The organism is Microbispora sp. H10949 (assembly GCF_014161435.1).
Lineage (GTDB): Bacteria > Actinomycetota > Actinomycetes > Streptosporangiales > Streptosporangiaceae > Microbispora > Microbispora triticiradicis.
Window position 1 is genome coordinate 45,576 of record NZ_JABBWZ010000005.1, and the last position, 23,017, is coordinate 68,592.

Genomic DNA, 23,017 nt, shown 5'->3' on the forward strand with positions numbered 1-23,017 from the left:
GGCTGATCACCCGTCGCGGGGTGGTTCGGCCCACCGAGGTGTCCCGGCGCCGTCGACGACCACGAGGCGTCCCGTTTCCGTGTAGCGCGCGGACGACACTCCGGCGGCGCGCACCAGGGTGCGCCCGGCCTGGTCGACGATCTCCAGGCCCGCCTGACCGGAAAGCGTGAACTGCCGTCCGGACGGGTGAGCCGCCACTTCCACCTCTGCCGGAACGTCACGTGCCCACGTCTCCCGCCCGGTGGCGTCGACGCCCCGAAGGGCCGTGTGCGCGGTGCCGCCGGCGTCGATCCATCGGGCCAGCAGCACGGCGCCGTCCCGGCCCGCGGCGCATTCCCCCACCTGCGGCAGGTCCGAGGTCAGCGGCGCCGGCGTGCCGTGGGCCAGCAGCGTTCCGCGCGGACCGGCCAGGATCGCCGGACCTCGCACGCCACCCAGACAGCCGCCCCAGGACTCCGCCACCGGCCGGGGCGGACCGCCGGGACGCCACCCACGGCCGTCCCGGCGGAACGCCAGCACGCTCGTTCCGGCGTGGCCCGGTCTGCGGTAGACGGCCAGGGCCGCCGAGCGGCCGGCGTCCTCCACCCACAGCACGCCGGCCGTGTCGGCCACGTCGACAAGCACCCGGGTGCGGTCGGTGCGGTCCACCCGGATGCGGGCGCCCCGCCCACCGCGGCCGTCCTCGACGAGGACCGCGTCGGAAGGTCCCTGTACGGCCAGTACGCGCCGCACGGGCGCCCGGGCCGGGGCCATCAGGCGGGTCCGCGTCCCGGTCCGCAGCCGGACGCGGTTCGTCCCGTCCCGCCCGGCGGCGGTGATCACCGCGTCCGGGCACCGGGCGGCGCAGACCACTTCGGCGTCGTTCCGGTAGGCGTCCCGGTCGATCCAGGAGAGTTCGCCGGCGGAGGTGTAACCGCGGTAGGACCTCGTGGCCGGATCGGCGACGACGGCCCCGCTGGACGACGCGGCCAGGACCACCGCGCCCGGCGCCGCGCCCGGTTCGAGGCCCGGTTCGAGGCCCGCTTCGAGGCCCGCTTCGAGGCTCGGTGCCACGGGCGCGTGCCCCCGCGGCACGCCCGAGGCCGATGCTCCCCGGGACGGTGTGGCCGGAGCCGCTGGGGGCGCCGGACCGCGGCCGGAGCAGGCGGCCAGCATCACCGCCGCGGCCGTGCCCAGGGCGAGCGTCGCGTAGCGCGGGAACACGAATCGGCCCTCCAGGAGGTTCGCCGCCCCGCCCGGGGGCGGGGCGGCCCGTGGTCAGATGTTCTGGGTGTGGCTGCCGCAGCGGGGGTCGGTGCCCTTCTTGTCGAAGACGGCCTTGAACTCGACGTAGGCCTTCTTGTTCTTCGCCACCTTGACGCCGCCCTTCGGCACCGGGCGGTAGTCGTTCGCGGACGTCAGCTTCGAGTAGCCCTTGCGGGTGTTGTCCAGCGAGATCCAGGTCCAGTGGATGGTGTCGTGCCCCGCCGTGTTGTGGTGCTTGACCCGCAGCTCCACGTTGTTCTTGTTGCGGACGCCGCTGCCGCCGATGCTCCAGTCGAAGGAGGTGAAGACGTGGTAGCGGCTGCTGTTGTGGTAGTAGGCGTTGAAGTTGATGAAGGCGCCCTTGTTGCTGCAGGAGCCGCTCGTCGACGCGGCGCGGGCGGTGGCGGCGTTCACTCCCGCGGTCGCGCCGGTGCCCGCGTGGGCCGGCGCGGTGAGTCCGGCCAGAGCGGCCAGCAGCCCCGCCGTCGTCGCGACCACGATGATTCTCGTGCGTGCCATTTCGCTTCCCCTTCTTCTCGGGTTGTCCATTTACGGAACTGGTCCGAGTGTGCAAACCGCCGCGTTAGTGCCGCTTTCATAACGCCTTAGTGGCTGGTCAGAGCCGTTTGTGTGGAGTGCGGTGATCGAGCGTCAAGTGGACGGGCTAGCGTATGTTTCGCAGGGGCATGCCCTGGGAGGTGGCGTGACGGAAGCCGTTGGAAGGGTCCGGTATTCGCTGCTCGGCCCGATGAAAGCGTGGCGGGACGGGGAGGAACTGGATTTGGGCTGGGCCAGGCAGCAGGCGGTTCTGGCGGTGCTGCTGCTGGAGATGAATCGGCCGGTGTCCGTCACGGCGCTCGTCGACGCGGTGTGGGGCGCCGATCCGCCGCGTAACGCCCGCAGCACCGTGCAGACATATGTCAGCCGGTTGCGTCGTGTCGTGGAACCGGGCCGGGCGTCGACCGCGCGGAACGCGGTGCTGGTTTCCTCCGACGCCGGCTACCAGGTGCGTGGCGACCCGTCGGAACTGGACGTCGCGATTTTCGAGCGGCATCTCACGGCGGCGGAGGACCTGCGGGCACAGGGAGACCTCGCGGCGGCTGCCGGGAAGGTCGACGCGGCGCTGGCCCTGTGGCGGGGTGAGCCCTTCGGCGGCCTTCAGGGCCCGCGGCTGGAGGCCGAGCGACGGAGACTCCAAGAGCGACACGGGTTCGCCGGGGAACTGCGGGCGACGATCAGAGTCGAACTCGGCCAGAACACGGCGGCCATCGCCGAGCTGACGCGGCTGATCGACGAGTTCCCGCTGCGGGAACGCCTTCGCGGGCTGTTGATGCTCGCGCTGTACCGGGCGGGCCGTCAGGCGGACGCCCTGACGGCGTTCCACGACCTCCGCCGGCTGCTCGCGGAGGAGCTGGGCATCGATCCCGGGCCGGAACTGCGGGACCTGCATGAGCGGATCCTGCGCGGAGACAAGGAGCTGGACGGGCCCGCGCCCATGACGGTGCGCCCCCTCGCCCAGGGGCCGGGCGGCGGCCCGGAGCCCGTCGGCCCGGACGGCGCGCACCGCCTGGACCGGGCGGCGCTCGAACTCGCGCTGGGGGTCGCCCAGCAGTGGACGGCGGAGGCCGCGGCCCGGTACCTGCACCGTCCGGCACCCGTCCGGCTGCGCTGGTCCAGCACGGACCGGTCGATCGCCGCCACGGCGTCCGCGGTGCTGGGTGACGACAACGACGCGACCGGCCGCGACGATCGCGTGGACCTCCGCGGCGACCTGGACGACCTGGTCGACGCGTTCCGGCGGCTCCCGGCACGTCAGCTGGTCATTCTCGGCGAGCCGGGCGCGGGCAAGACGGTGCTGGCGATCCTGCTCACTCTCGGGCTGCTCGGCACCGCCCGGCCAGGCGAGCCCACACCGGTGCTGGTGCCGCTCTCGTCCTGGAGCCCGCGACGCGAGCACCTGCACACCTGGTTCGCCCGCAAGCTGGTCGAGGAATACCCGGGGCTGGCCAACAAGGCGGCGTACGGACCGGACGCCGCGGCGCGCCTGGTGAGCACGGGACGGGTGCTGCCGGTTCTCGACGGCCTCGACGAAACCCCGCCCGGCCTGCACGCGGCCGCGATCGACGCCCTCGACGAGGCCGTCGCCGGTGGCCGCCCTCTCGTGGTCACCTGCCGCAGCACCGAGTACGAGAAAGCGGTGCGGCGCGGAGGCGCCATCCTGGCCAGGGCGGCCGTCGTCGAGATCGAGCCCGTGGAGGCCGAGGACGCCATCGCCTACCTCACCGCACGCCGGCGGCTCGGCGAGGACCGCTGGGACCCCGTCGCGGAGCATCTGCGGGCACACCCTCGGGGACCGCTGGCGTCCGCGCTGTCCACCCCTCTCATGGTCGACCTCACGCGCACCGCCTACGCCGACGCCGCCGCCGACCCCACCGAGCTGCTGGACGTCGCCCGCTTCCCCGGCCCGGCCGAGATCGAAGACCACCTTCTCGACGCGTTCCTGCCCGCCGTCTACCGGCACCATCCGCCGGCGCCGGGCACCAGGCCGCACCCGTTCCCCCGGTACCGGAGCGAACACGCCCTGCGGTGGCTCACCTTCCTCGCCGGTCACCTGGGGCGCAGGCACACCCACGACTTCGAGTGGTGGCGGCTGGCCGACACCGTTCCGCACCGCACCAGAGGGGTGGTGTTCGGACTGCCACCCGCGGTCCTGTGCGCACTCACCGGCGGCCTCGCGGCCGGGCCCGTGATCGGGCTCGTCTACGGGCTGTCGTTCGGGCTGGCGGGCGTCGTCGCGAACGCACGTGGCGGGCGGCCGGGGCCGGTACGCGTCGAGGTCCGGTTCCGCGGCACCGCGAGACGCTTCCTGAGCCGGTTCGCCATCGGCCTCGCGATCGGTGTGGCGCTCGGGCTCGGCTGGGCGCTGCCGCCGGTCCTGACGCTCATGCTCTGCGTGGTCTTCGGCCTGGCGACAGGGTCGCATGTGTGGCTGGACATCCCCGCTGACGCGACCCGCGCGTCCAGCCCGTCGGCCATCCTGAGACAGGACCGCGTCGCCACCCTGTGGTTCGCGCTGTCCATCGCGGTGACACTGGGCCTGTTCTACGCGACGGCCTACACCTTCAGCCGGGACATCCGGGCGGTTCCGGTCCTCGGCGGCGTCTTCGACCTCGAACTCGCCGTGCCCGCCGGGATCGCGGCGGCGATACTGGGCCGCTCCCTGTTCGGCCGTCTCGGCAGCGTGACCTACGGGCTCGCGGCCGCCGTGATGGGCGGCCAGGTGATGACGCCGGCCGGCGCGCTCGCCACCGGGCTCGCGGCAGGGGGTGTCTTCGGACTCGCGGTCGGGCTGACCGTGGCGTCGTCGAGAGCCTGGGGGGCGTTCACCGTCGCCCGGATCTGGCTGGCCCTGACCGGACGGACACCGCTGCGCCTGATTCGGTTCCTCGACGACGCCCATCGGCGGGGCGTTCTGCGGCAGACGGGAGGGGTGTACGAGTTCCGGCACGCCCGGCTGCGGGATCACCTGGTCGGCAGGAGCGGTCACGCATGACCGGGACGGAGGCGAGCCACGGCGCCGGAGACGGCCGACAGGCCTTCGCCGGCTCCGCCGGGCCGGCTTCGCGCGTCAGCCGGCACCGCCGGCGCCGTGGCGCAGGCCGTCCACGAGCAGGTCGATCACCCGCCCGGCCTGCTCGCGCTGCGCGGGCTCACCCGCGGCGAGGCAGGCGCCGTTCATGCCGGTGAGCAGATCCTCGGCCGCCACGTCCCGCCGGAACACCCCCGCGGCGGCCCCCGCCTCGATCAGCGTGCCGATGGCGCCGACCAGCCGGTCGCGGCTGTGCGCGTACGGGTTGGCGCCGGCGGCGATCACCGCGCGGAGCGCGTCCGCCATGCCCCGCTTGGTCGCCAGGTAGTCGACGAAGCGGTCCATCCAGGTGCGCAGCGCCACGTCGGGCGGCATCTCCTCCAGCAGTCCGGCCGCCGCGTCGCACAGCTTCGCCAGTTCGTTGCGGTAGGCCGCCTCGATCAGCGCCTCCCTGGTGGGGAAGTGGCGGTAGAGCGTGCCGATGCCGACGCCCGCCTCCTTCGCGATCGCGTCGAGCGTGACGTCCGGCCCGTCCTGGGAGAATGCCCGTACGGCGACGTCGAGCAGCCGCTCGCGGTTGCGCCGGGCGTCGGCGCGCAACGGCTTGGGTCCGGGGGTGGACACGGCTCCTCCACGGCGCGGGTTGCTAACCGGAGGAAGCTCCGGTTAGAGTCGTGAGCGTACCGGAGGTTCCTCCGGTTTGTTCTGATTGTAGCGGCCCGGACTCCCAGGGGCCCGCGCCGCCGTACGGGACGGGGAACGAACATGACTCGGAACACGACTCAGACCACGCGCGTCACCACGCCGTTCACCGCCGGGTCCACCGCCGCCGAGGTGATCGAGGGCGTCGACCTGCGCGGGCGGCGGGCCGTCGTGACCGGCGGCGCGTCCGGCATCGGCGTCGAGACCGCGCGGGCGCTGGCCGCCGCGGGGGCCGAGGTGACGATCGCGGTCCGCGACCTCGGCGCGGGCAAGCGGGTCGCCGACGACCTCGCCCTCGGCACCGGCAACGCGCGGGTGCGCGTGGCGCCGCTCGACCTGATGGACCGGGCGTCCGTCGCGTCGTTCACCGCGACCTGGGAGGGGCCGCTGCACATCCTGGTCAACAACGCCGGCGTGATGGCCTCGCCCGAGGCGCGCACGCCCGAGGGCTGGGAGTCGCAGTTCGCCACCAACCACCTCGGGCACTTCGCGCTGGCCGTCGGCCTGCACCCGGCGCTCGCGGCGGCCGGAGGCGCCCGCGTCGTGTCGGTGAGCTCCAGCGCCCACCTGCGCTCGCCGGTCGTCTTTGACGACATCCAGTTCCGGGAGCGCCCGTACGACCCGTGGCTGGCGTACGGGCAGTCCAAGACCGCCAACGTGCTGTTCGCGGTCGAGGCGGGCAGGCGCTGGGCCGGCGACGGCATCGAGGTCAACGCGCTCATGCCCGGCGCGATCCCGACCAACCTCCAGCGGCACGTCACCGAGGAGGAGCTTGAGCGCCTGCGCACCCAGATGGGCGGCGACGGCCCCGCCTGGAAGACGGTCGAGCAGGGCGCGGCCACCTCCGTGCTGCTCGCGGCCTCGCCGCTGGTCGAGGGCGTCACCGGTCGCTACTTCGAGGACTGCCAGGAGGCCGGGCCGCATCGCCCGGGCACCCGCCGCGGCGTCGCCGAGTACGCGCTCGACCCGGAGGCGGCCACCCTGCTCTGGCAGGTGTCGGCCGACCTGCTCGACCTCTAACCGACCCCGGGATCCTCCGAAGGGTCGTCGCCCGCCGCCAGCTTACGGTGATCGCGGGGTGACATGCCGTACGCGGAGCGGAAGGCCCGGCTGAAGGTGGCGGCGTCGGTGAAGCCCCAGCGAGTGGCGATGGCCTGGATCCGACGGGAACGCTGCCGGGGATCGGCGAGATCGCGGTGGCACTGTTCCAGCCGGCATCGGCGGATCCAGGCCGCCACCGTGACGCCCTGCTCCTCGAAGAGCTTGTACAGGTGCCGGACGGAGATCTGGTGTGCCGCGGCGATCGTCTGAGGGGTGAGGCCGGGGTCGCCGAGCCGCTGCCGGACGAAGTCGTGGATCAGCGACAGCAGGGCCTGGCGTCGCGATTCCGGTGACAGCAGGGCGGTGGCCTCCAGCCGGTCGGCGCAGGCGGCCGCGACCAGGTCGAAGGTGACGTCGGCCACCGTCTCCGCGTCACGAGATGTGAGACCGTCGGCGTTCTCCGCCAGGTGCTTGAGATGCCCGGCCAGGACGCCGGTGATGCCGTTCCGTACGGGAATCGGCGCGGCGGTGAGCTGCCCGACCATGTCGGACCGCAGGCCGAGCGCGGCCCGGGGGAACTGGATGATCAGTGACCTGGCCGGATCGTCGGCGGATCCCCGCCACCCCCCGAACGGCCGGGAGGAGTCGATGAGGAGCAGCTGTCCCGCCTGGAAGGCGGCATCCCGTCCCGCCTGCGTCATGCGGCCACGGCCGCGGAGAATGAGATGCAACTGGAAGACTTCCGGATCCGACTGGCGGATGAGCTTCACGGGCCGGCTCGCCTGCAGCAGGCAGTGGTTCATCAGCGACATCTGCAGTGCGCCGAGACCGAATACCTGCGCTGATCCGTCGAAGCGGGCGGGATGGTCGGTGGCCAGCCGTACCGGCACAAGAGTCCTCGACATGGTGTCGTTCCAGAAGGTGAACCGATCCGGGACGGCCATGTCTCTGGTGTTCCACGCGATTTTCATGTGTCCTCGGCGGTCGTTGTCATGGAATGGCGGCTTTTTTCACCGCGAAGCACCTCCGTGCGCCGCGAATGCGATCAGGTGTGCACAGGAAAACAGCAGGATGATGACTTGGTGACAAGACGCGGTCAATATCGCGTCTGTGACGGGGAAGCCGCGGTGCCGCACGCCGCGGAGCAGGCGGGCGGCCGGAACTCGCGGATCTCGCCGCGGCGGTTAGTGCCCTCTGACCAGCGTGTTTACTGGTCATGGCCATACCCCGGCCTGATGGTCCGACCGGCGGGCGCAGGCAAGCCGCCGAGAGACGCTTGAAGGAGTAGATGAGATGCGAGCCGTAGTGATGCACGCCCCCGGTGACGTCAGGGTGGAGCAGCGCGAGGACCCGAGGATCCTCGAACAGACCGACGCGATCATCCGGGTGTCCGCGGCCTGCGTCTGCGGCTCGGACCTGTGGCCCTACCGGGGCGTGACCAGGCAGGACGGGCCGGCGCCGATGGGCCACGAGTACGTCGGCGTCGTCGAGGAGGTCGGCAGCGAGGTCCGCGATCTCAGGCCCGGCCAGTTCGTGGTCGGCTCGTTCTTCGCCTCCGACAACACGTGTGAGATCTGCCGGGCCGGCTACCAGTCCCGCTGTGTGCACGCCGTGCCGATGGGCGCGATCGGCACCCAGGCGCAGCGGGCCCGTGTTCCCCTGGCCGACGGCACCCTGGTCGCCACCCCCGGCATGCCCGACGCGGACCTGATTCCGAGCCTGCTGGCCGCCTCCGACGTGCTGGGCACCGGCTGGTTCGCCGCGGTCGCCGCGGAGGCCGGTCCCGGCAGGACCGTCGCGGTCGTCGGTGACGGCGCCGTCGGCCTGCTCGGCGTGCTGGCGGCCGGCAGGCTGGGCGCCGAGCGGATCGTCGTCTTCAGCCGGCACGCCGACCGGCAGAAGCTCGCCGTCGAGTTCGGCGCCACCGACATCATCACCGAGCGCGGCGACGAGGGCGTGGCCAGGCTCAAGGATCTGAACGGCGGGCTGGGCGCGCACTCGGTCATCGAGGCGGTCGGCACCCAGGAGTCGATGATGCAGGCCATCCGCTCCACGCGTCCCGGCGGGCATGTCGGCTACGTCGGCGTCACCCACGAAGTCGAGCTGCCCGGCATCGAGCTGTTCTTCTCCGCAGTGCACCTGCACGGCGGCCCGGCCCCGGTGCGCCGCTTCCTGCCGGAGCTGATCCGGCTGATCTGGGACCGCGAGATCAACCCCGGCAAGGTCTTCGACCTCGAACTGCCGCTGGAGGAGGCCGCCGAGGCCTACAGGGCCATGGACGAGCGCCGGGCCGTCAAGGTCCTGCTGCGCCCCTGACGCCGCCTCTTCGCACCAGGCGCCCACCGTTAGATCCATCACATAGCTGGCCGATCGGTCAAATACTGGCCGATCGGTCAGCTATTGTGTTCCGCATGGCACGCGCAACCACGACGCGCGCGGACATCCTCGACTCGGCCGTGCGGCTGTTCGCCGCCCACGGCTTCCGCGGCACCTCGCTGCAGGACATCGCCACGGACGCGGGCTGCTCCAAGGCGTCCTTGCTGTACCACTTCACGAACAAGGACGCGATCCTCACCGAGCTGCTCGCGCCCGTCGGCCCGGAGTTCGCCGAGCTGGAAGGGCGGCTCGCCGGGCTGCGCGGTGAGGAGGCCGCCCGTGCCGCCGTCACCGGGCTCGTCGACCTGTCCCTGCGCTTCCGGCTCCAGGTGAAGATCCTCCTGCAGGACGTCGACGCGCTGATCAACCGGCCGGAGCTGCCCGACGCCGACCACATCGTGGAACGGCTCACCGAAGCCCTGTCGGGCCGTTCGGACGCCCCCCAGGTCCGCGTCTGGGCCTGGATGGCGATGCTCGGGATCATCCTGACCAGCGCCAGTGAATGCGTGATCCCCGAAGAGACACTGCGCGCGGAACTCACCCGCGGCGCGTTGCGGACGCTCGGTCTGCCGACCGGCTGACCCTCCCCGAGAAAGAGATCTGCTGTGGCAACCCTGCTGTACCGGCTGGGCCGGTTCTCCTTCCGCAGGCGCGGGCGCGTCGCCGCCCTGTGGCTGCTCCTGCTGGTGGTCCTGGGCCTGGCCGCCGCGGCCTTCCACGGCCCGGCCGGCGACAAGTTCTCGATGCCCGGCACCGAGTCACAGCGGGCGCTGGACGCCCTGGCCAAGGAGTTCCCGCAGGCCAGCGGTGCCACCGGGGCCATCGTGGTGGCCGCTCCGCAGGGCCGGAAGCTGGAGCCCGCCGCGGTCGCGCCCGTGGTCAAGGAGGCCGCCGCCGTTCCCGGCGTCGTCGCCGCCCTCGACCCGTTCAAGACCGGCGCCGTCTCTCCCGACGGCCGCTACGCCCTGGTCCAGGTGCAGTTCGCCCACGCGGCCAAGGACGTGACCGACGCCCAGCGCGCGGCGTACCTCGAAGCCGGCTCCTCGGCGGCGGGGCTGCGGGTCGAGCACGGCGGCGAGGTCCTGAACGCCCCGCCGGAGGTCGGCGGGTCGGAAGGAATCGGCGTCCTGATCGCCGCCGTGGTGCTGATCGTCACCTTCGGCTCGCTGGTGGCCGCCGGCATGACCCTGCTGAACGCGCTGATCGGCGTGGGCGCCGGCATGGGCGGGCTGTTCGCGCTCAGCGGCGTCGTCGAGCTGACCTCCGTCACGCCTGTGCTGGCGCTGATGCTGGGCCTGGCCGTCGGCATCGACTACTCGTTGTTCATCACCTCGCGCTACCGTCAGTTCCTCGCCGAGGGCGTGGCGCCGGAGGAGGCCGCCGGCCGGGCGGTCGGCACCGCCGGATCGGCGGTCGTGTTCGCCGGGGCCACCGTGGTCATCGCGCTCGCCGGCCTGTCGGTGGTCGGCATCCCCTTCCTCAGCGTGATGGGCCTGGCCGCCGCGGGCACCGTGGCCGTCGCCGTCCTGGTCGCCCTCACGCTGCTGCCGGCCTTCCTGTCGTACGCCGGGGCCCGCGTGCTGCCCCGCAGGCAGCGCACCGGGGACGACGCCGACGCGGGGGGCCGCGGCTTCGGCTACACCTGGGGACGGGTGGTCACCCGGCTGCGCGTGCCGATCCTCGTGGCCGGCGTGCTCGCCCTGGGCGCGCTCACGCTGCCGGCCCAGGATCTGCGGCTGGCCCTGCCCGACGCCGGCACCGCCGCCCCCGGCACTCCGGCCCGCGAGGCGTACGACCTGACCAGCGAGGGATTCGGCGAGGGCTTCAACGCCCGCCTGATCGCCGTGGTCTCCGCCGCCGACCGCGCGGCCACGACCGCCGCCGCCGGGCAGGCCGCCCAGTTGATCCAGCGGACCCCCGGCGTGCTGGCCGTGGCCCCGCCGCAGCCGAACGCCGCGGGCACCACCGCGCTGCTGACCATCATCCCCAAGGCCGGGCCCACCGACGCCGCCACCGAGGACGCCGTCCACGCCATCCGCGCCAAGGTCGCCGCCATCGGCGGCGCCGAGATCGCCGTCACCGGCGCCACGGCCGTGGGCATCGACGTCTCCGACAAGCTCGCCGACGCCATGCCGGTGTACCTGCTGCTGGTGGTCGGCCTGTCGGTGCTGCTGCTGATGCTCGTCTTCCGCTCGATCCTCGTCCCCGTCAAGGCCGCGCTGGGCTTCCTGCTCACCGTCGGCTCGACCTTCGGCATCACGGTGGCGATCTTCCAGCAGGGTCACCTGGCCGGTCTGCTGGGCGTGGACGTGCCGGGCCCGCTGGTCAGCTTCCTGCCGATCCTGCTCATCGGCATCCTGTTCGGCCTGGCCATGGACTACGAGGTGTTCCTGGTCTCGCGGATGCGCGAGGACTACGTGCGCGGCGACGCTCCCCGCCAGGCGACGATCAACGGCATGGGGCACAACGCGCGGGTCGTCACCGCCGCGGCGCTGATCATGACGGCCGTCTTCGGCGGGTTCGTGTTCATGAACGACCCGATCATCAAGTCGATGGGCTTCGCGCTGGCCGTCGGCGTGCTCGTCGACGCCTTCGTGGTCCGGATGACCCTCGTCCCCGCCGTGATGTCCATGCTCGGCCGCGCCGCCTGGTGGCTGCCCCGCGCCCTGAACCGGGCGCTGCCCGACCTCGACGTCGAGGGCGAGCGCCTGCGCCACCACCTCACCGTCGCCGAGCCCCCGGAGAGGGCCGGGGTGTCCTGACGCCTCGCCCGTACCCGCGGACAGGCCGGCACACGCGAAACGCCCCCGGCGGCCCTGGAGACCAGGGCCGCCGGGGGCGTCACAGGCGTCCTACGCGCTCTTGCGCCGCTGCTCCCTCAGAATGGCCAGCCGCTCGTTGAGCACCTCCTCCAGGTCCTCGATCGAGCGGCGCTCGAGAAGCATGTCCCAGTGGGTCCGCGGCGGCTTCGCCTTCTTCTGCTGCGGCTGCTCCGCGTCCACCCGCAGCGCCGGGCTGCCGCAGTGACGGCACTCCCAGGTCGTCGGGATCTCGGCCTCGACGGCGAGCGGGACGGTGGTGAGATGGCCCTTCGGGCACGTGTAGGACACCTCCTGGCGCGGCGCCAGATCGGTGTTGCGGTCGTTCTCGTAGCTGGTCGCGCCGAGCCGGGTACCGCGAAGTGCACGCTCGCCCATGTTCTTAAGCCTCCTGAGGTCCCCGCCTTCGAGGGGGTTCGTTCGCCACCGCGTACAACGCCTGATACCGTGTGTGGATTCCCAGCCGAGACCTGATCCAATCGCGCTTTTTCCGTCCCACTGGTCCCAGCTGTGCGGTATAAATCGCGCCCTCAAGATCGAGTCACACCGCCGACCGATACCGGACAGGCATCATCTCGGGTATCGGGTGGCCCTGCTCGATCGCCTCGGCGAGCCGGGCGACATCGACATGGTCCCCGCCGGGACCGATGAGTTCTCGCTGGCGGAGCGCCTGACCGTACCTGTAGCCCTGCATCCGCAGGTGGTGATGGAGAACGGGGAGAAGGACGCAGACCCCGGCCGTCGGGTGGGTGCACACCCACTCCCTGTGCTCCCGGACAAGCTCCGCACCGCGCCCGGCCGCGAGGATCTCCACCAGGTCGGCGAGCGTCAGGCGCTCACGACCGGTGAGTTCGGCCGCGGCCCGGAGGACCTGGTCACGGCGGCGCTTCATGATCTCGTCCCAGACGGTTTCCGGGACCTCGGGAAAGGTGAGTTCGCGGCGCACGGCCGGTGTGCGGGCGAGAACGTCGGCGAGCCGGCAGCGGGCGAACCGCGCCTCGACGGTGAGACCAGGCGTGGACAGGATCGGGTCCGCGGCCGGCCTGGGCGCCTGGTCGAGGACCACCCCCAGCTCCGCCATGCGGCTGGTCGCGTCCAGGCCCAGTGAGCCGGTCGCGGAGAGTTCGAGGTAGCGCGGCATGAGCCGGGCCAGAAGGTCGTCCTGGTGCACCTTCCAGCGCCAGGCCTGGTAAAGGTCCAGCGGTAGGTATCGGTGGGCAGGCAGGTCCGCGGCGTAGCGGTGCACGAACCAGTCGAATGACGCGCTCATGAGCGCGCCGCGCAGCACCGCGTTCGCCGCGGTCCGCGGATCCGACACGCGGCGGCCGGCCAGGTCGGCCTCGGTGACGAGGGCCCGCACCACTGCGCCGATCTCCCCTTGTACGGCGGGCTTCATCCTCGTTCCCGCCTTCCAGACCTCCAGGAGCGCACCGAGCAACCACGCCCGGCGCGCTTCCAGGAAGACGAGCTCGAAGGCGATCACCGCGCAGCTCCGCCCTCTCAAAACCCAGAAGGTAGGGCAGGCCGATCCACAGCTCCGTACGCCGTGGCCCCAGCCGGATGCCACCGCTCTCGGCGACAGGGGCGAAACACACTCGTGACGGGCGCCGGACTCCGAGAGCTTCGGCCACCTCGGCGACGGCCGCCAGCAGGACCAGGTGGTCCGCGCGCCGCGCGACGTGCCGATCTCGCACCGGTGCGGGCCGGACGACGGGCACCAGCCGGACGGCGACCAGCACGACGCCGGCGACGACGATCAGCTCTTCACCCTGCCGGCCGAGGCGCCAGGCGATCACCGTGGAGATCGCGGCGGCCAGCGCGGGCGCGAGCCCGTTGTCCACCCAGCCCGGGACGCGGGTCCAGCGCCGCACTCCCCACCCTTCGGGCAGCGGCGGCCACCAGCCGGCCCGCACCCAGGCGGGGACGAAGGCCCTGGCGCGATGGGTCAGCACGAGCCACACCGCCCGCCGGGGGGTCATGCCTCCAGGCAGCACGGACGGTCCCTCCCAGGATCTCCCCTCTCAGATGTGGTCGGGGACCTCGTTGCCCGCGTCGCGGATGGCCCGGGGCAGGTTGACGGTCGTGAGCAGCACGAATCCGAGAACGAAGAACACGATCAGCGAGACGATCGCGGTGCGGTAGCTGTCGGTGAGCTGGAGCGCCAGCGTGAGCACCAGTGAGCCGAGGAACGCCGACCCCTTGTCGCTCACCTGGTACAGGCTGAAGTACTCCGCCTCCCGCCCCGGCGGGATCACCAGCGAGTACAGCGACCGTGACAGCGCCTGCGTGCCGCCCATGACGATCGCGATGGCGAACGCGATCGCGTAGAACTGCAGGGCCGCGCCCTTCTGTAGGAAGTAGGCCACCCCCACCACCACGGTCCACACCACCAGGCTGGCGAGGACCGTGCGCTTGGTCCCGAACACCGCCGCGAGCCGCCCCAGCCCGAGGGCGCCGCCGACCGCGATGAACTGCACCATCAGGATCGCGCCGATCTGGTGGGTCTGCCCCAGCCCCAGCTCCTGGTCGGCGTACGTCGCGGAGAACCCGATGACGGTCTGCACGCCGTCGTTGTAGACCAGGTAGGCCGCCAGGAACAGCAGCGTGCGGGGGTAGCGGCGCGCCTCGGCGATCGTGCGGCCGAGCTGGCGCACGCTGCCGGCGACCGCCCGCGCCGCGGTCGCCTCGTGGACCGGCACCCGCCGGTCGCGCAGGCGCAGCATCGGGATGATCGTGAAGGCGCCCCACCACAGGCCCGCCGAGGCCAGGCTGATCCGCACCGCCAGGCCCTCGTCGATGTCGGCGAACAGGTAGACCACCAGGTTGAGCGCGAGCAGCAGGCCGCCGCCGAGGTAGCCGAATCCCCACCCCCTGCTGGAGATCGTGTCGCGTTCCTCCGCCTCGGCGATCTGGGGCAGGAAGGAGTCGTACACGACCCGCGCCGAGCCGAAGGTGACGTTGGCGAGCAGGAACAGCGCGCCGCCCAGCAGGTACGCGTCGCCAGAGACGAGGTAGAACCCCAAGGTGGCCACCGCGCCGGTGAAGGCGAGCGACCCGAGGATGCGCCTCTTGCGCCCGGTGTGGTCGGCCACGGCGCCGACGACCGGCATGACCACGATCTGGAGCAGCACCGAGATCGTCACCATCGCGGTGAAGTACGCCTTCGGCCGCAGGTCCAGGCCGAGGAACGACACGAAGCCGTCCGGGCCGCCCGCCGCCGTCGTGGCGACCGAGGTCAGGTACGGCCCGAGGAAGACGGTCAGGACGGTCGTCTGGAACGCCGAGTCGGCCCAGTCGTACCAGTACCAGCCGCGCTGCTCCCGCCGACGCGCGCCGGGAAGCTCCTCCTGAACGACCTGGGGGGCGGTCATCGTCTCTCCTCGCCTGTGGAGCGGTCGTGCCGGGCGGTCCCGCGGGTTACGGGACCGCCGGGCGGGGGTGCCACTGCCCGCGCGACTTGAGGACGTCGCGCAGGCCGCTGATGTTGTCGGTCATGATGCCGTCCACGCCGAGGTCGAGCAGGTGGGCCATCGTCACCGGGTCGTTGACCGTCCACACGTGCACCTGCATGCCGATCGCGTGCGCCGTCCGCACGAGGGCGCGGGTGGTGACCCGCAGGCCGCGGAACCCGATGGGCGCCTGCGCGCACGGCACCCCCGCCCGCGCCAGCCCCGACAGCAGGCGGCCGTACCCGCCGCCCATCGCGGCGGTGCGCAGGGCGGCCAGCCCGCGCGGGCCGAGCGAGAAGCAGACCTCCCCGTCGACCGCGCGCAGGGCGCGCGACAGCCGGGCGTCGGAGAACGACGTCAGGCAGACCCGGTCGTGGGCGCCGGTACGGCGGATCGCCCGGGCCAGCGGCGCGATCGCGGCGCTCTCCTTGACGTCGATGTTGAACCGTACGTCCGGCCAGGTGCCGAGCAGGTCCTCGATCAGGGGGATCTCGTGCCGCCCGCCGATCCTGGCCGCCCGCACCTCGCGGTAGGGGAGGCGGGAGACACGTCCGGCACGGTCGGTGACACGGTCGAGCGTGTGGTCGTGGAACGCGAGCAGTACGCCGTCGGAGGTCGCGTGGGCGTCGGTCTCCAGGTAGGTGTAGCCGAGGCCGACGGCCCTGGAGAAGGCCTCCATGGTGTTCTCCCGGCCCTCGGCGGCACCGCCGCGGTGCGCGAAGGCGAGCGGGCCGGGATGGTCGAGGAACGCGAAACGGCGGTGCACGAAAGGAGTATGCCGGGTCCCGGAGAGTGCGTCAGCGCACGGACATGAACATTTGGGTCACGAGGCGCCCAACGACGCCCATTCCCGTCGCCTGGCCTCGGCCATCGCGATCGCCGCGGCCACCGCCACGTTCACCGATCCGACCCTGCCCACCTGCGGGATGTAGGCCACGGCGTCGGCGGCCTCCAGGCAGGCGGGGGAGCAGCCGTGGTCCTCGCTGCCCAGCACCAGGCAGACGTCCCCGTCCAGCGCGGCCTCGTGCAGCGGCGCGGCGTCGCCGGTCAGCTCGACGGCGACGACCCGGTAGCCCTCCTGCCTGGCGGCGCGTACGGCGTCGGTCACCGGGACCGGCTCGTGCCACTCGACCAGCCGATCGGTGCCGAGCGCGGTCTTCTGCGCCTTGGGGTTGGTGGGCGGCGTGGCGTTGCCGGCCAGCCAGATCGTCTCCACGCCGAACGCGGCGGCGGTGCGGAAGATCGAGCCGATGTTGAAGGGGCCCGTGACGGATTCGAGGATCAGCGCCAGCCGGCCCTCGGTGTTGCGGCGCCAGGTGCGGTTGAGCCGCTTGACGTCGGTCGGCTTGAGCTGCCTGCGCGGGTTGGTCGTGGTCGTCCTGGTCGTGTTCATCGGGGCGCTCATCGCTCCTGGTCGCCGGAAGAGCCGCGCACAGAGGAGGGCGCGGGGGAGGGTGCGGGGCGGGCGTCCACCCGCAGGACGCGGTAGGCGGACCGGGAGGCCAGCCGCGAGGCGGGCCAGCCCTGCTCGGTCAGCCAGCGCTGCAGCGAGTCGGAGCCCAGGTGTTTCTGCACGACGAGGTACGCGCTGCCGTCGGGGGTGAGCCGGTCGAGCCACCGCGTGAGCATGGCGTGGAGGGCGGCCTTGCCGATCCGGATGGCCGGGTTCGACCAGATCGCCCGGAACCTGACGTCCGCCGGCACCTCGTCGACGTGCACCGACCTTACTTTGTCAAGGCGGGCGCTCGCGGCATTCCTACGGCACAGTTCCACCGAACGGCGGTTCACGTCGACGGCCCACACCGTCGCCCCCGGCGCCCGGGACGCCATGGTCAGCGCGATCGGGCCGTAGCCGCAGCCGAGGTCGAGCAGGTCGCCCTCCGGGGGCGGCGGAGGCACGGTCTCCAGCAGCACCCGGGTCCCGGCGTCGATCCGCTCGGGGGAGAACACCCCGCTGTCGGTCTCCAGGCGCAGGTGCAGATCCGGGAGAACCAGGGTGACCGTCCCCGGCCGGCTGTCCGCCTCGGGACGCTCCTCGAAGTAATGGGCCACGTGCCCAAACGTACCAACGCCGCGGAGCGGTGATCTCCACGGACGGCTCCGCGGAGACGGGGGTGAAACACTTCCGGCCTTCCGGACACGTACGAGACGGCGGGGAAAAACGGTGAAGGGGGAGCAGCGGTGGGCCGCGGGGACATGAGGCGCCGTTTCGAGGAGATCTACGTGGCGCACTACGCGGATCTCCTCGCCTACGTCCGGCGCCGCACCACGTCCCCCGAGGACGCCGCCGACGCCCTGGCCGAGACCTTCGCCACGGCCTGGCGGCGCATCGGCGACGTCCCCGCGGGTCCGGCGGCCCGCCTCTGGTTGTACGGCGTGGCCCGGCGGGTGCTGGCCAACGGCCGCAGGGCCGAGACTCGCAGGAGCGCGCTCGTCGAGCGGCTCGGAGCGGAGCTCGCCCTGTGGGACGCGCGGCGGCGGGAAGAGCCGCCCTGGCCGCCGGACCACGGGGAGCTCGACGCCGTACGCCGGGCGTTCCGGCGGCTCGGCGCCGACGACCGCGAGGTGCTGGCGCTGGCGAGCTGGGAAGGGCTGGCGTCGGCGGAGATCGCCACGGTGCTCGGCCGCTCGCGCGGGGCCGCTCGCCTCCGCCTGCACCGCTGTTCGCCGATCCCGCGACATACCAGCGTGAACTGCGCCAGCGCGGCCTGGACGTGGAGGTGCGGATCGTGCCCACGGCCCCCGCTTCGGCGGGACAGACGCTCTACGTCGACGGCACCCGCGACAACAGCGCCATCACCCCGATCCAGGCGCCGGGCACGTGCGCGCGCTTCGCCGGCTGCCCGGCCGGGTTCCGCATCCCGGTCCGCGGGCACGCCGAGGTGCTGATCGGCCGCGCCGCCCGGCCGGGGGAGCGGTACGGCCTCATGGAGCACATCGACATGGAAGGCCGGCCCTTCCACTGCGTGGAGTTCCTCAACAGGACCGTCGCCGAGGTCCTGCCCCTGCTGCGGGAGCACGGCGTGCGAGCGGAGTTCACCTCCTACGCCGCCGGCGGCGCCCGGCTGCCTGCCCCCGCCGGCTGGTACGTCCACGAAGGGATCATGGTCGCCGACGGACAGGCGCTCCTGCTGGTCGGCCCGGCACCCAACCCCCGGCCACGCGCCAGGGACGCCTACTGCCCGGCGGCCGCCGAGTCACCGTCCCACCCCTGAGCCGCCGAGCCGCCGGGCCGCGCTGAACCACGCGGCTCGGCGAGGCGACCGAACTCCCGCCGCGATCACGGAACCGGGCCACTGGGCGCCGTGCGCGGATGACGCCTGCCCGTCTCCCCTCCCCGATCGGATTCGCCATGCTCGCGTACGCTCACCGCCTGCTCCCGGTCCTCGCCCGGGCCGGGCGGCACCGCGCCTTACGGTCACGCTGACGATCGCGGCCGCGCTCCGGGTGGTCACCATGCTCGGCTATCCGCCCGCCCGGCTGTACTGGTACGACTCGTTCACCTACCTGCACAACGCCGTCCACCTGCGGCCCGAGCAGGGGTTCCACCCGATCGGATACCCCCTGCTGCTGCGTGCCCTCCTGCCCTTCCACAGCGTCGAGGTGGTCGTCGCCGTGCAGCACGGGATGGGACTGGCGACCGGCGTCGTCGTCTACGCGGCGCTGCGCGGCAGGGGAGCGCCAGGCTGGGCCGCCGTGGCCGCCTCGGCGCCGGTGCTGTTCGACGCGTCGTTCCTCCGCCTGGAGCACGCGGTGCTGTCCGACTCGCTGTTCGTCCTGCTGGTCGTGGCGGCCACGGCCCTGCTGGTCCGCCGCCCGGTGCCGTCCGCGCGGGCCGCCGCGGCGGCCGGCCTGCTCCTCGCGGGAGCCGCCCTCACGCGGACGATCGCGCTGCCGCTGATCCTGCTCGCCGTGCCGGCGCTCGCCGTACGCCGCGTCCCCTGGCGCCGCCTGGCCGTGCTCGCCCTGTCCGGGCTGCTGCCGGTCGCCGCGTACGCGGGATGGTACGCCGGGGTCCACGGCAGGTTCGCGATCGGCGGCGGGGACGGGGTCGCGCTGTGGGCCCGCACCATGACCTTCGCGGACTGCGCGCTCGTCCGGCCTCCGCCGGACCTCGAGCCGCTGTGCCCGAACGGCCTCGCGCTCGACGCCGCGAGCGAGTACGTGTGGGCGGGGGAGTCCTCCCTCAACCGGCTCCCCGGCGGGCACGCCGCGCTCAACGAACGGGCCCGCGCCTTCGCGCTGCGCGCCATCGCCGCCCAGCCGCTGGACTACCTGCGCGACGTGGCGAGGGACACCGCGCTCGCGTTCGCCTGGACCCCCGTCGCCCACCCGGCGCGCACCGTCCCCGCGTTCGGTTTCGCCCGCGGCACCTGGCCGCTGCCCGCCGATCAGCCGCTCGCCGGGCAGGTCAGAAGGGAGTACGACCCGGATCTCACCGGGATGCGGTCGGTCCGGCCGTACGCGGACCTGCTCGTCGCCTACCAGTACCCGGCCTACCTGCGCGGGCCGCTGCTGGCCGCCGTCCTGCTGCTGGGCGCCGCGGGCGCGGTGCGGCGACCCCGGACGGCGGCGCTGCCGTGGGCGGTCGCCGTCACGCTGCTGGTCGCGCCGGTGGCCGTGCTCGACTTCGACCACCGGTACGTGCTTCCGGTCGTGCCCGTGGCGTGCCTGGCGGCCGGACTGGCCTTCGGCCGGGCCCCTCGTCGCCCGGCGGTGCCCGGCGGCGCGGCCCGCGCGGCGCCGTTCGCCGGGACGCGGGCGTGACCCGGTCAGGGGATGCGGGCGCCGAGCAGCATGGCCGCGGCGGCGGCGAGCATCGCGGCGATGATCGCGGCGACGAGGAACCGCTGGGTGATCTCCTGGTGCACCACCTTGAACCCGAGCGAGGTGCCGATCTGCGCGTAGACGTCCCGCAGTTCGCTCCCCGACTCGGCGGTGTACGCCCGGCCCCCGGTGCCGTCCGACAACGACTGCAGGGTGGCCTTGTTGACCGGCACCTGCACCGCCCGGTTGTCGATCGTCACGGTGCCCTCCGGCGTGCCGTACGCGATCGTGGACACCGGCACCTTGGCGCCGACGGCCGCCTCCACGGCCTCGTTGACCGACCGGCCGGAGGTGTTGTCGCCGTCCGACAGCAGCACGATGGCCGCGGGCGGCGGGTCGGTCACCGCCCGCTGGTCGAACGACCTGATCGAGTCGAGCGAGTTGAACACCGCCTCGCCGATCGCCGTGCCGGCCCGGGTGGTCAGGCTGGAGATGGCGGTGGTCACGGCCGCGTGGTCGGTCGTCGGGGAGATCACCACGGCCGCCGACCGGGCGAAGGCCACCACGCCGACGTTGAACCGGTCCGGCAGGTCCCGTACGAACTGCTGGGCGGCCTGCTTGGCCGCGACGAGCCGGGTGGGCTCGACGTCGTTGGAATCCATCGACAGCGACACGTCCACGGCGATCATGATGGTGGCCCGGTCCCTGGGCACCTTGACCGCGCCCGCGGGCCTGGCCGCGCCCATGACCAGCAGGGCCATCATGATCAGGAACAACACGGCGGGAACGTGCCGCCGCCACGAGGGCCGCTCCGGCGCCACCAGCGACAGCAGCGCCAGGTTCGTGAAGCGCAGCGTGTAGCGGCGGCGGGCGAACTGCAGCGCCACGTACGCCGCGATCATCGCCGCGACCAGGACGAACAGCCAGAGCCAGCCGGGGGACAGGAAGGTCACGCGCCCGCCCTCCTGCCCGCGGCCCGCCGCATCAGATGGGCCGTGCGCCGCTGCCGCAGCACGAACCCGGCGAGGTCGAACACCCAGTCGCGGTCGGTGCGCAGGACCAGGTGGGCGGCCCCGGCCCGGCGCAGCGCCGTACGGATCTCCCAGCGCTGCTCGGCCGCCGCCTCGGCGTACCGCTCCCTGATCCCGCGCGACAGGTGGACGCCGCGTGAGCGGCCGGTCTCCGGGTCGGTGAGGGTGACGAAACCGACGTCGGGAAGCTCCAGCTCGCGCGGATCGACCACCTCGACGGCCAGCACCTGGTGCCGCGCGGCCAGGCGGCGGAGCGGCGGCTCCCAGGAGTCCGCGGGGTCGAGGAAGTCGGAGACGACCACCCGCAGCCCTCGTTTGCGGTGCGCCGCCGCCATCATCTCCAGCCCCTCCCCGAGATCGACCGAGCCCTGCGCGGGCGGCGCGCCGAGCAGCGAGTGCAGTAACGCGTAGAGCCGGGGCCTGCCCTGCCGGGCCGGATACCGGTGCACGTCGTCGCCGTAAAGGATGTAGGCGCCGAACCGGTCGCCCACCCGTCCGGCGAGGATCCCGATCGCCCCCACGGCGGAGATGACCAGGTCGCGTTTGGAGACCTCGGCGGTGCCGAACTCCATGCTGGCCGACAGGTCGGCCAGCGCCCAGGTCTCCAGCTCCCGGTCGGCGATCAGGTCCCGCACGTGCGGGACCGTCGTTCGGGCGGTCACCGCCCAGTCCATGCGGCGCACGTCGTCCTCGCCGGGCACGTACACCCGGCTGTCGCCGTGCTCGCTGCCCGGCCCGGGGATCAGCCCCTGATGGCGGCCCTGCAGCAACCCGTCCAGCCGCCGCACCACCGTGAGCTCCAGCCGCCGGAGCGCCTGGTCGGGGTTGCCGCCGCTCATCGCATGCCCTGGTTCCACACCACGAGGGGCGGCGGCACGGCCCGCAGGATGCGCCCGACGACCTCGGCGGGGTCCACCTCGTCGGCCAGCGCGTCGAAGGTGAGCATCAGCCGGTGCGCCATCACGTCCACGGCGACGTCGCGGATGTCGTCGGGCAGCAGGTAGTCGCGGCCGCGCAGCAGGGCCAGCGCCCGCCCGGCGGAGACCAGGCCCAGCGTCGCCCGCGGGCTCACCCCGATCTCGATCGTGTCCTCCAGGTCGGGCAGGCCGTACTCCGACGGGGTCCGCGTCGCCATGACCAGCCGTACGACGTAGTCGGCCACGAGCTGGTGCACCGAGACCTCCTCGGCCATGTCCTGCAGCCGCAGGAGGGTGGCCGGGTCCAGCACCGGCCTCGGCACCGGCGGCCGGACGCTCATCCGCTGGAGGATCTCCAGCTCCTCGTGGGCGCTCGGGTGGGACACCAGCACCCGGAACAGGAACCGGTCGCGCTGCACCTCGGGCAGCGGGTAGACGCCCTCGGACTCGATCGGGTTCTGCGTGGCGAGCACGACGAACGGGCGGGGCAGCGGGTGGGTCCGCCCGGCGAGCGTGACCTGCCGCTCGGCCATCACCTCCAGCAGCGCCGACTGCACCTTCGCCGGGGCGCGGTTGATCTCGTCGGCCAGCAGGAAGTTCACGAACACCGGCCCGAGCTCGACGTCGAAGCTCTCGGAGCCGGGATGGTAGACGCGGGTGCCGACGATGTCACTGGGCACGAGGTCGGGGGTGAACTGGATCCGGGCGAACGATCCGCCGGTCACGGTGGCCAGCGTGGAGGCCGCGAGGGTCTTGGCCACCCCCGGCACGCCTTCCAGCAGGCAGTGCCCCCGGGCGAGCAGCGCCACCAGCAGCCGCTCCACCATGTGGTCCTGCCCCACGATCACACGGCGGACCTCGGCCAGCGCGTCCATCAGGGAATCCAGCCGAGCCTCCCCGTCCTCCTGCTCCGCGACGCCCTCGCCGGGCTCGGGGTCACTGCGTTCATCGGCAACGGTCATGCTCGTTATTCAACCGTGACTCGGCGGGAGAATCCATTTCTCTCCCATTTGCCCGTCCCGGCGCGTGCCACACCCCCTGTCGCGCCCGTGTGTTGTCGTGCTTGTGTGTTTTGATGTGG

The 23,017-nt window shown here is 72.8% G+C and carries 20 protein-coding genes and 1 pseudogene; 8 read left to right on the plus strand and 13 right to left on the minus strand.

Annotation, left to right across the window (positions count from 1 at the left end; translation table 11 throughout):
• Nucleotides 1–6: 6 nt before the first annotated feature.
• Together HHX40_RS13655 and HHX40_RS13660 are read right to left on the minus strand one after the other, a co-directional pair.
• The gene (locus HHX40_RS13655; protein ID WP_182880886.1) at nucleotides 7–1,203 is read right to left on the minus strand and encodes a hypothetical protein; all 1,197 of its coding nucleotides are present in this window, start codon (nucleotides 1,201–1,203) and stop codon (nucleotides 7–9) included.
• A gap of 54 nt (nucleotides 1,204–1,257) precedes the next feature.
• The gene (locus HHX40_RS13660) at nucleotides 1,258–1,764 is read right to left on the minus strand and encodes a hypothetical protein (RefSeq protein WP_182880887.1); all 507 of its coding nucleotides are present in this window, start codon (nucleotides 1,762–1,764) and stop codon (nucleotides 1,258–1,260) included.
• Nucleotides 1,765–1,948: 184 nt separating this feature from the next.
• On the opposite strand from HHX40_RS13660, the gene HHX40_RS13665 reads away from it, so the two are divergent.
• On the plus strand, nucleotides 1,949–4,798 hold the full coding sequence (locus HHX40_RS13665; protein WP_182880888.1) for a BTAD domain-containing putative transcriptional regulator: 2,850 nt from the start codon (nucleotides 1,949–1,951) through the stop codon (nucleotides 4,796–4,798).
• Between the two features lie 75 nt (nucleotides 4,799–4,873).
• Here the strand turns inward: HHX40_RS13665 and HHX40_RS13670 are convergent, their stop codons facing one another.
• Nucleotides 4,874–5,458: a TetR/AcrR family transcriptional regulator gene (locus HHX40_RS13670; protein ID WP_182880889.1), complete on the minus strand. Its 585-nt coding sequence runs from the start codon at nucleotides 5,456–5,458 to the stop codon at nucleotides 4,874–4,876.
• Between the two features lie 141 nt (nucleotides 5,459–5,599).
• On the opposite strand from HHX40_RS13670, the gene HHX40_RS13675 reads away from it, so the two are divergent.
• A complete protein-coding gene (locus HHX40_RS13675) occupies nucleotides 5,600–6,556 on the plus strand; it encodes an SDR family NAD(P)-dependent oxidoreductase (protein WP_182880890.1) in 957 nt (318 codons plus the stop codon).
• On the opposite strand, the gene HHX40_RS13680 is transcribed toward HHX40_RS13675, so the two are convergent.
• The gene (locus tag HHX40_RS13680; protein WP_182880891.1) at nucleotides 6,553–7,548 is read right to left on the minus strand and encodes a helix-turn-helix domain-containing protein; all 996 of its coding nucleotides are present in this window, start codon (nucleotides 7,546–7,548) and stop codon (nucleotides 6,553–6,555) included. The two genes, HHX40_RS13675 and HHX40_RS13680, sit on opposite strands and share 4 nt — an antisense overlap.
• A gap of 322 nt (nucleotides 7,549–7,870) precedes the next feature.
• Between HHX40_RS13680 and HHX40_RS13685 the strand changes: the two genes are divergently transcribed.
• The 3 genes from HHX40_RS13685 (at nucleotide 7,871) to HHX40_RS13695 (ending at nucleotide 11,715) form a co-directional block, all read left to right on the plus strand.
• The gene (locus HHX40_RS13685) at nucleotides 7,871–8,893 is read left to right on the plus strand and encodes a zinc-dependent alcohol dehydrogenase family protein (protein ID WP_182880892.1); all 1,023 of its coding nucleotides are present in this window, start codon (nucleotides 7,871–7,873) and stop codon (nucleotides 8,891–8,893) included.
• Nucleotides 8,894–8,988: 95 nt separating this feature from the next.
• A complete protein-coding gene (locus HHX40_RS13690; RefSeq protein ID WP_182880893.1) occupies nucleotides 8,989–9,534 on the plus strand; it encodes a TetR/AcrR family transcriptional regulator in 546 nt (181 codons plus the stop codon).
• 24 nt (nucleotides 9,535–9,558) lie between these two features.
• A complete protein-coding gene (locus HHX40_RS13695; RefSeq protein ID WP_182876753.1) occupies nucleotides 9,559–11,715 on the plus strand; it encodes an MMPL family transporter in 2,157 nt (718 codons plus the stop codon).
• Nucleotides 11,716–11,805: 90 nt separating this feature from the next.
• Here the strand turns inward: HHX40_RS13695 and HHX40_RS13700 are convergent, their stop codons facing one another.
• The 6 genes from HHX40_RS13700 to HHX40_RS13725 all read right to left on the minus strand — a co-directional run bounded on the left by HHX40_RS13700 (nucleotide 11,806) and on the right by HHX40_RS13725 (nucleotide 17,273).
• Nucleotides 11,806–12,150, minus strand: coding sequence for an RNA polymerase-binding protein RbpA (locus HHX40_RS13700; protein WP_030509898.1), 345 nt, complete (start codon nucleotides 12,148–12,150; stop codon nucleotides 11,806–11,808).
• Between the two features lie 163 nt (nucleotides 12,151–12,313).
• A complete protein-coding gene (locus tag HHX40_RS13705; protein ID WP_182880894.1) occupies nucleotides 12,314–13,255 on the minus strand; it encodes a hypothetical protein in 942 nt (313 codons plus the stop codon).
• Nucleotides 13,256–13,793: 538 nt separating this feature from the next.
• A complete protein-coding gene (locus HHX40_RS13710; RefSeq protein WP_182880895.1) occupies nucleotides 13,794–15,143 on the minus strand; it encodes an MFS transporter in 1,350 nt (449 codons plus the stop codon).
• A gap of 46 nt (nucleotides 15,144–15,189) precedes the next feature.
• Nucleotides 15,190–15,987, minus strand: a complete 798-nt coding sequence (locus HHX40_RS13715; RefSeq protein WP_182880896.1) for a glycerophosphodiester phosphodiesterase — start codon at nucleotides 15,985–15,987, stop codon at nucleotides 15,190–15,192.
• Between the two features lie 57 nt (nucleotides 15,988–16,044).
• Nucleotides 16,045–16,626, minus strand: coding sequence for a TrmH family RNA methyltransferase (locus HHX40_RS13720; protein WP_259402832.1), 582 nt, complete (start codon nucleotides 16,624–16,626; stop codon nucleotides 16,045–16,047).
• Complete coding sequence (locus HHX40_RS13725) at nucleotides 16,623–17,273, minus strand: class I SAM-dependent methyltransferase (protein ID WP_182880897.1); 651 nt, start codon at nucleotides 17,271–17,273, stop codon at nucleotides 16,623–16,625. The genes HHX40_RS13720 and HHX40_RS13725 overlap by 4 nt, the downstream gene beginning before the upstream one ends.
• 144 nt (nucleotides 17,274–17,417) lie before the next feature.
• Here HHX40_RS13725 and HHX40_RS37665 point away from each other — a divergent pair.
• The 3 genes and pseudogenes from HHX40_RS37665 to HHX40_RS13740 all read left to right on the plus strand — a co-directional run.
• Nucleotides 17,418–17,825 (plus strand): annotated as a pseudogene (locus HHX40_RS37665) (RNA polymerase sigma factor); the annotation flags it as partial.
• Nucleotides 17,826–17,950: 125 nt separating this feature from the next.
• On the plus strand, nucleotides 17,951–18,436 hold the full coding sequence (locus HHX40_RS13735; RefSeq protein WP_310738140.1) for a hypothetical protein: 486 nt from the start codon (nucleotides 17,951–17,953) through the stop codon (nucleotides 18,434–18,436).
• Between the two features lie 241 nt (nucleotides 18,437–18,677).
• The gene (locus HHX40_RS13740; protein ID WP_259403585.1) at nucleotides 18,678–19,988 is read left to right on the plus strand and encodes a hypothetical protein; all 1,311 of its coding nucleotides are present in this window, start codon (nucleotides 18,678–18,680) and stop codon (nucleotides 19,986–19,988) included.
• Between the two features lie 5 nt (nucleotides 19,989–19,993).
• Here HHX40_RS13740 and HHX40_RS13745 read toward each other — a convergent pair whose 3' ends face one another.
• Genes HHX40_RS13745 through HHX40_RS13755 form a run of 3 tightly spaced genes read right to left on the minus strand, consistent with a single transcriptional unit; the run spans nucleotide 19,994 to nucleotide 22,898 of the window.
• Nucleotides 19,994–20,941: a VWA domain-containing protein gene (locus HHX40_RS13745; RefSeq protein ID WP_111697566.1), complete on the minus strand. Its 948-nt coding sequence runs from the start codon at nucleotides 20,939–20,941 to the stop codon at nucleotides 19,994–19,996.
• Nucleotides 20,938–21,858: a DUF58 domain-containing protein gene (locus tag HHX40_RS13750; RefSeq protein WP_111697567.1), complete on the minus strand. Its 921-nt coding sequence runs from the start codon at nucleotides 21,856–21,858 to the stop codon at nucleotides 20,938–20,940. The genes HHX40_RS13745 and HHX40_RS13750 overlap by 4 nt, the downstream gene beginning before the upstream one ends.
• Nucleotides 21,855–22,898 (minus strand): AAA family ATPase, encoded by a 1,044-nt coding sequence (locus HHX40_RS13755; RefSeq protein WP_138460648.1) that lies wholly within the window; start codon nucleotides 22,896–22,898, stop codon nucleotides 21,855–21,857. Before HHX40_RS13755 ends, HHX40_RS13750 begins: the two co-directional genes overlap by 4 nt.
• Nucleotides 22,899–23,017: the final 119 nt, after the last annotated feature.

What these genes read in the sequence shown, in the direction of transcription:
- HHX40_RS13660 (WP_182880887.1), bottom strand. Translation starts at nt 1,764, where the DNA reads ATGGCACGCACGAGAATCATCGTGGTCGCGACGACGGCGGGGCTGCTG.
- HHX40_RS13675 (WP_182880890.1), top strand. Translation starts at nt 5,600, where the DNA reads ATGACTCGGAACACGACTCAGACCACGCGCGTCACCACGCCGTTCACC.
- HHX40_RS13680 (WP_182880891.1), bottom strand. Translation starts at nt 7,548, where the DNA reads ATGAAAATCGCGTGGAACACCAGAGACATGGCCGTCCCGGATCGGTTC.
- HHX40_RS13685 (WP_182880892.1), top strand. Translation starts at nt 7,871, where the DNA reads ATGCGAGCCGTAGTGATGCACGCCCCCGGTGACGTCAGGGTGGAGCAG.
- HHX40_RS13690 (WP_182880893.1), top strand. Translation starts at nt 8,989, where the DNA reads ATGGCACGCGCAACCACGACGCGCGCGGACATCCTCGACTCGGCCGTG.
- HHX40_RS13700 (WP_030509898.1), bottom strand. Translation starts at nt 12,150, where the DNA reads ATGGGCGAGCGTGCACTTCGCGGTACCCGGCTCGGCGCGACCAGCTAC.
- HHX40_RS13710 (WP_182880895.1), bottom strand. Translation starts at nt 15,143, where the DNA reads ATGACCGCCCCCCAGGTCGTTCAGGAGGAGCTTCCCGGCGCGCGTCGG.
- HHX40_RS13720 (WP_259402832.1), bottom strand. Translation starts at nt 16,626, where the DNA reads ATGAGCGCCCCGATGAACACGACCAGGACGACCACGACCAACCCGCGC.
- HHX40_RS13740 (WP_259403585.1), top strand. Translation starts at nt 18,678, where the DNA reads ATGCTCGGCTATCCGCCCGCCCGGCTGTACTGGTACGACTCGTTCACC.
- HHX40_RS13750 (WP_111697567.1), bottom strand. Translation starts at nt 21,858, where the DNA reads ATGAGCGGCGGCAACCCCGACCAGGCGCTCCGGCGGCTGGAGCTCACG.
- HHX40_RS13755 (WP_138460648.1), bottom strand. Translation starts at nt 22,898, where the DNA reads ATGACCGTTGCCGATGAACGCAGTGACCCCGAGCCCGGCGAGGGCGTC.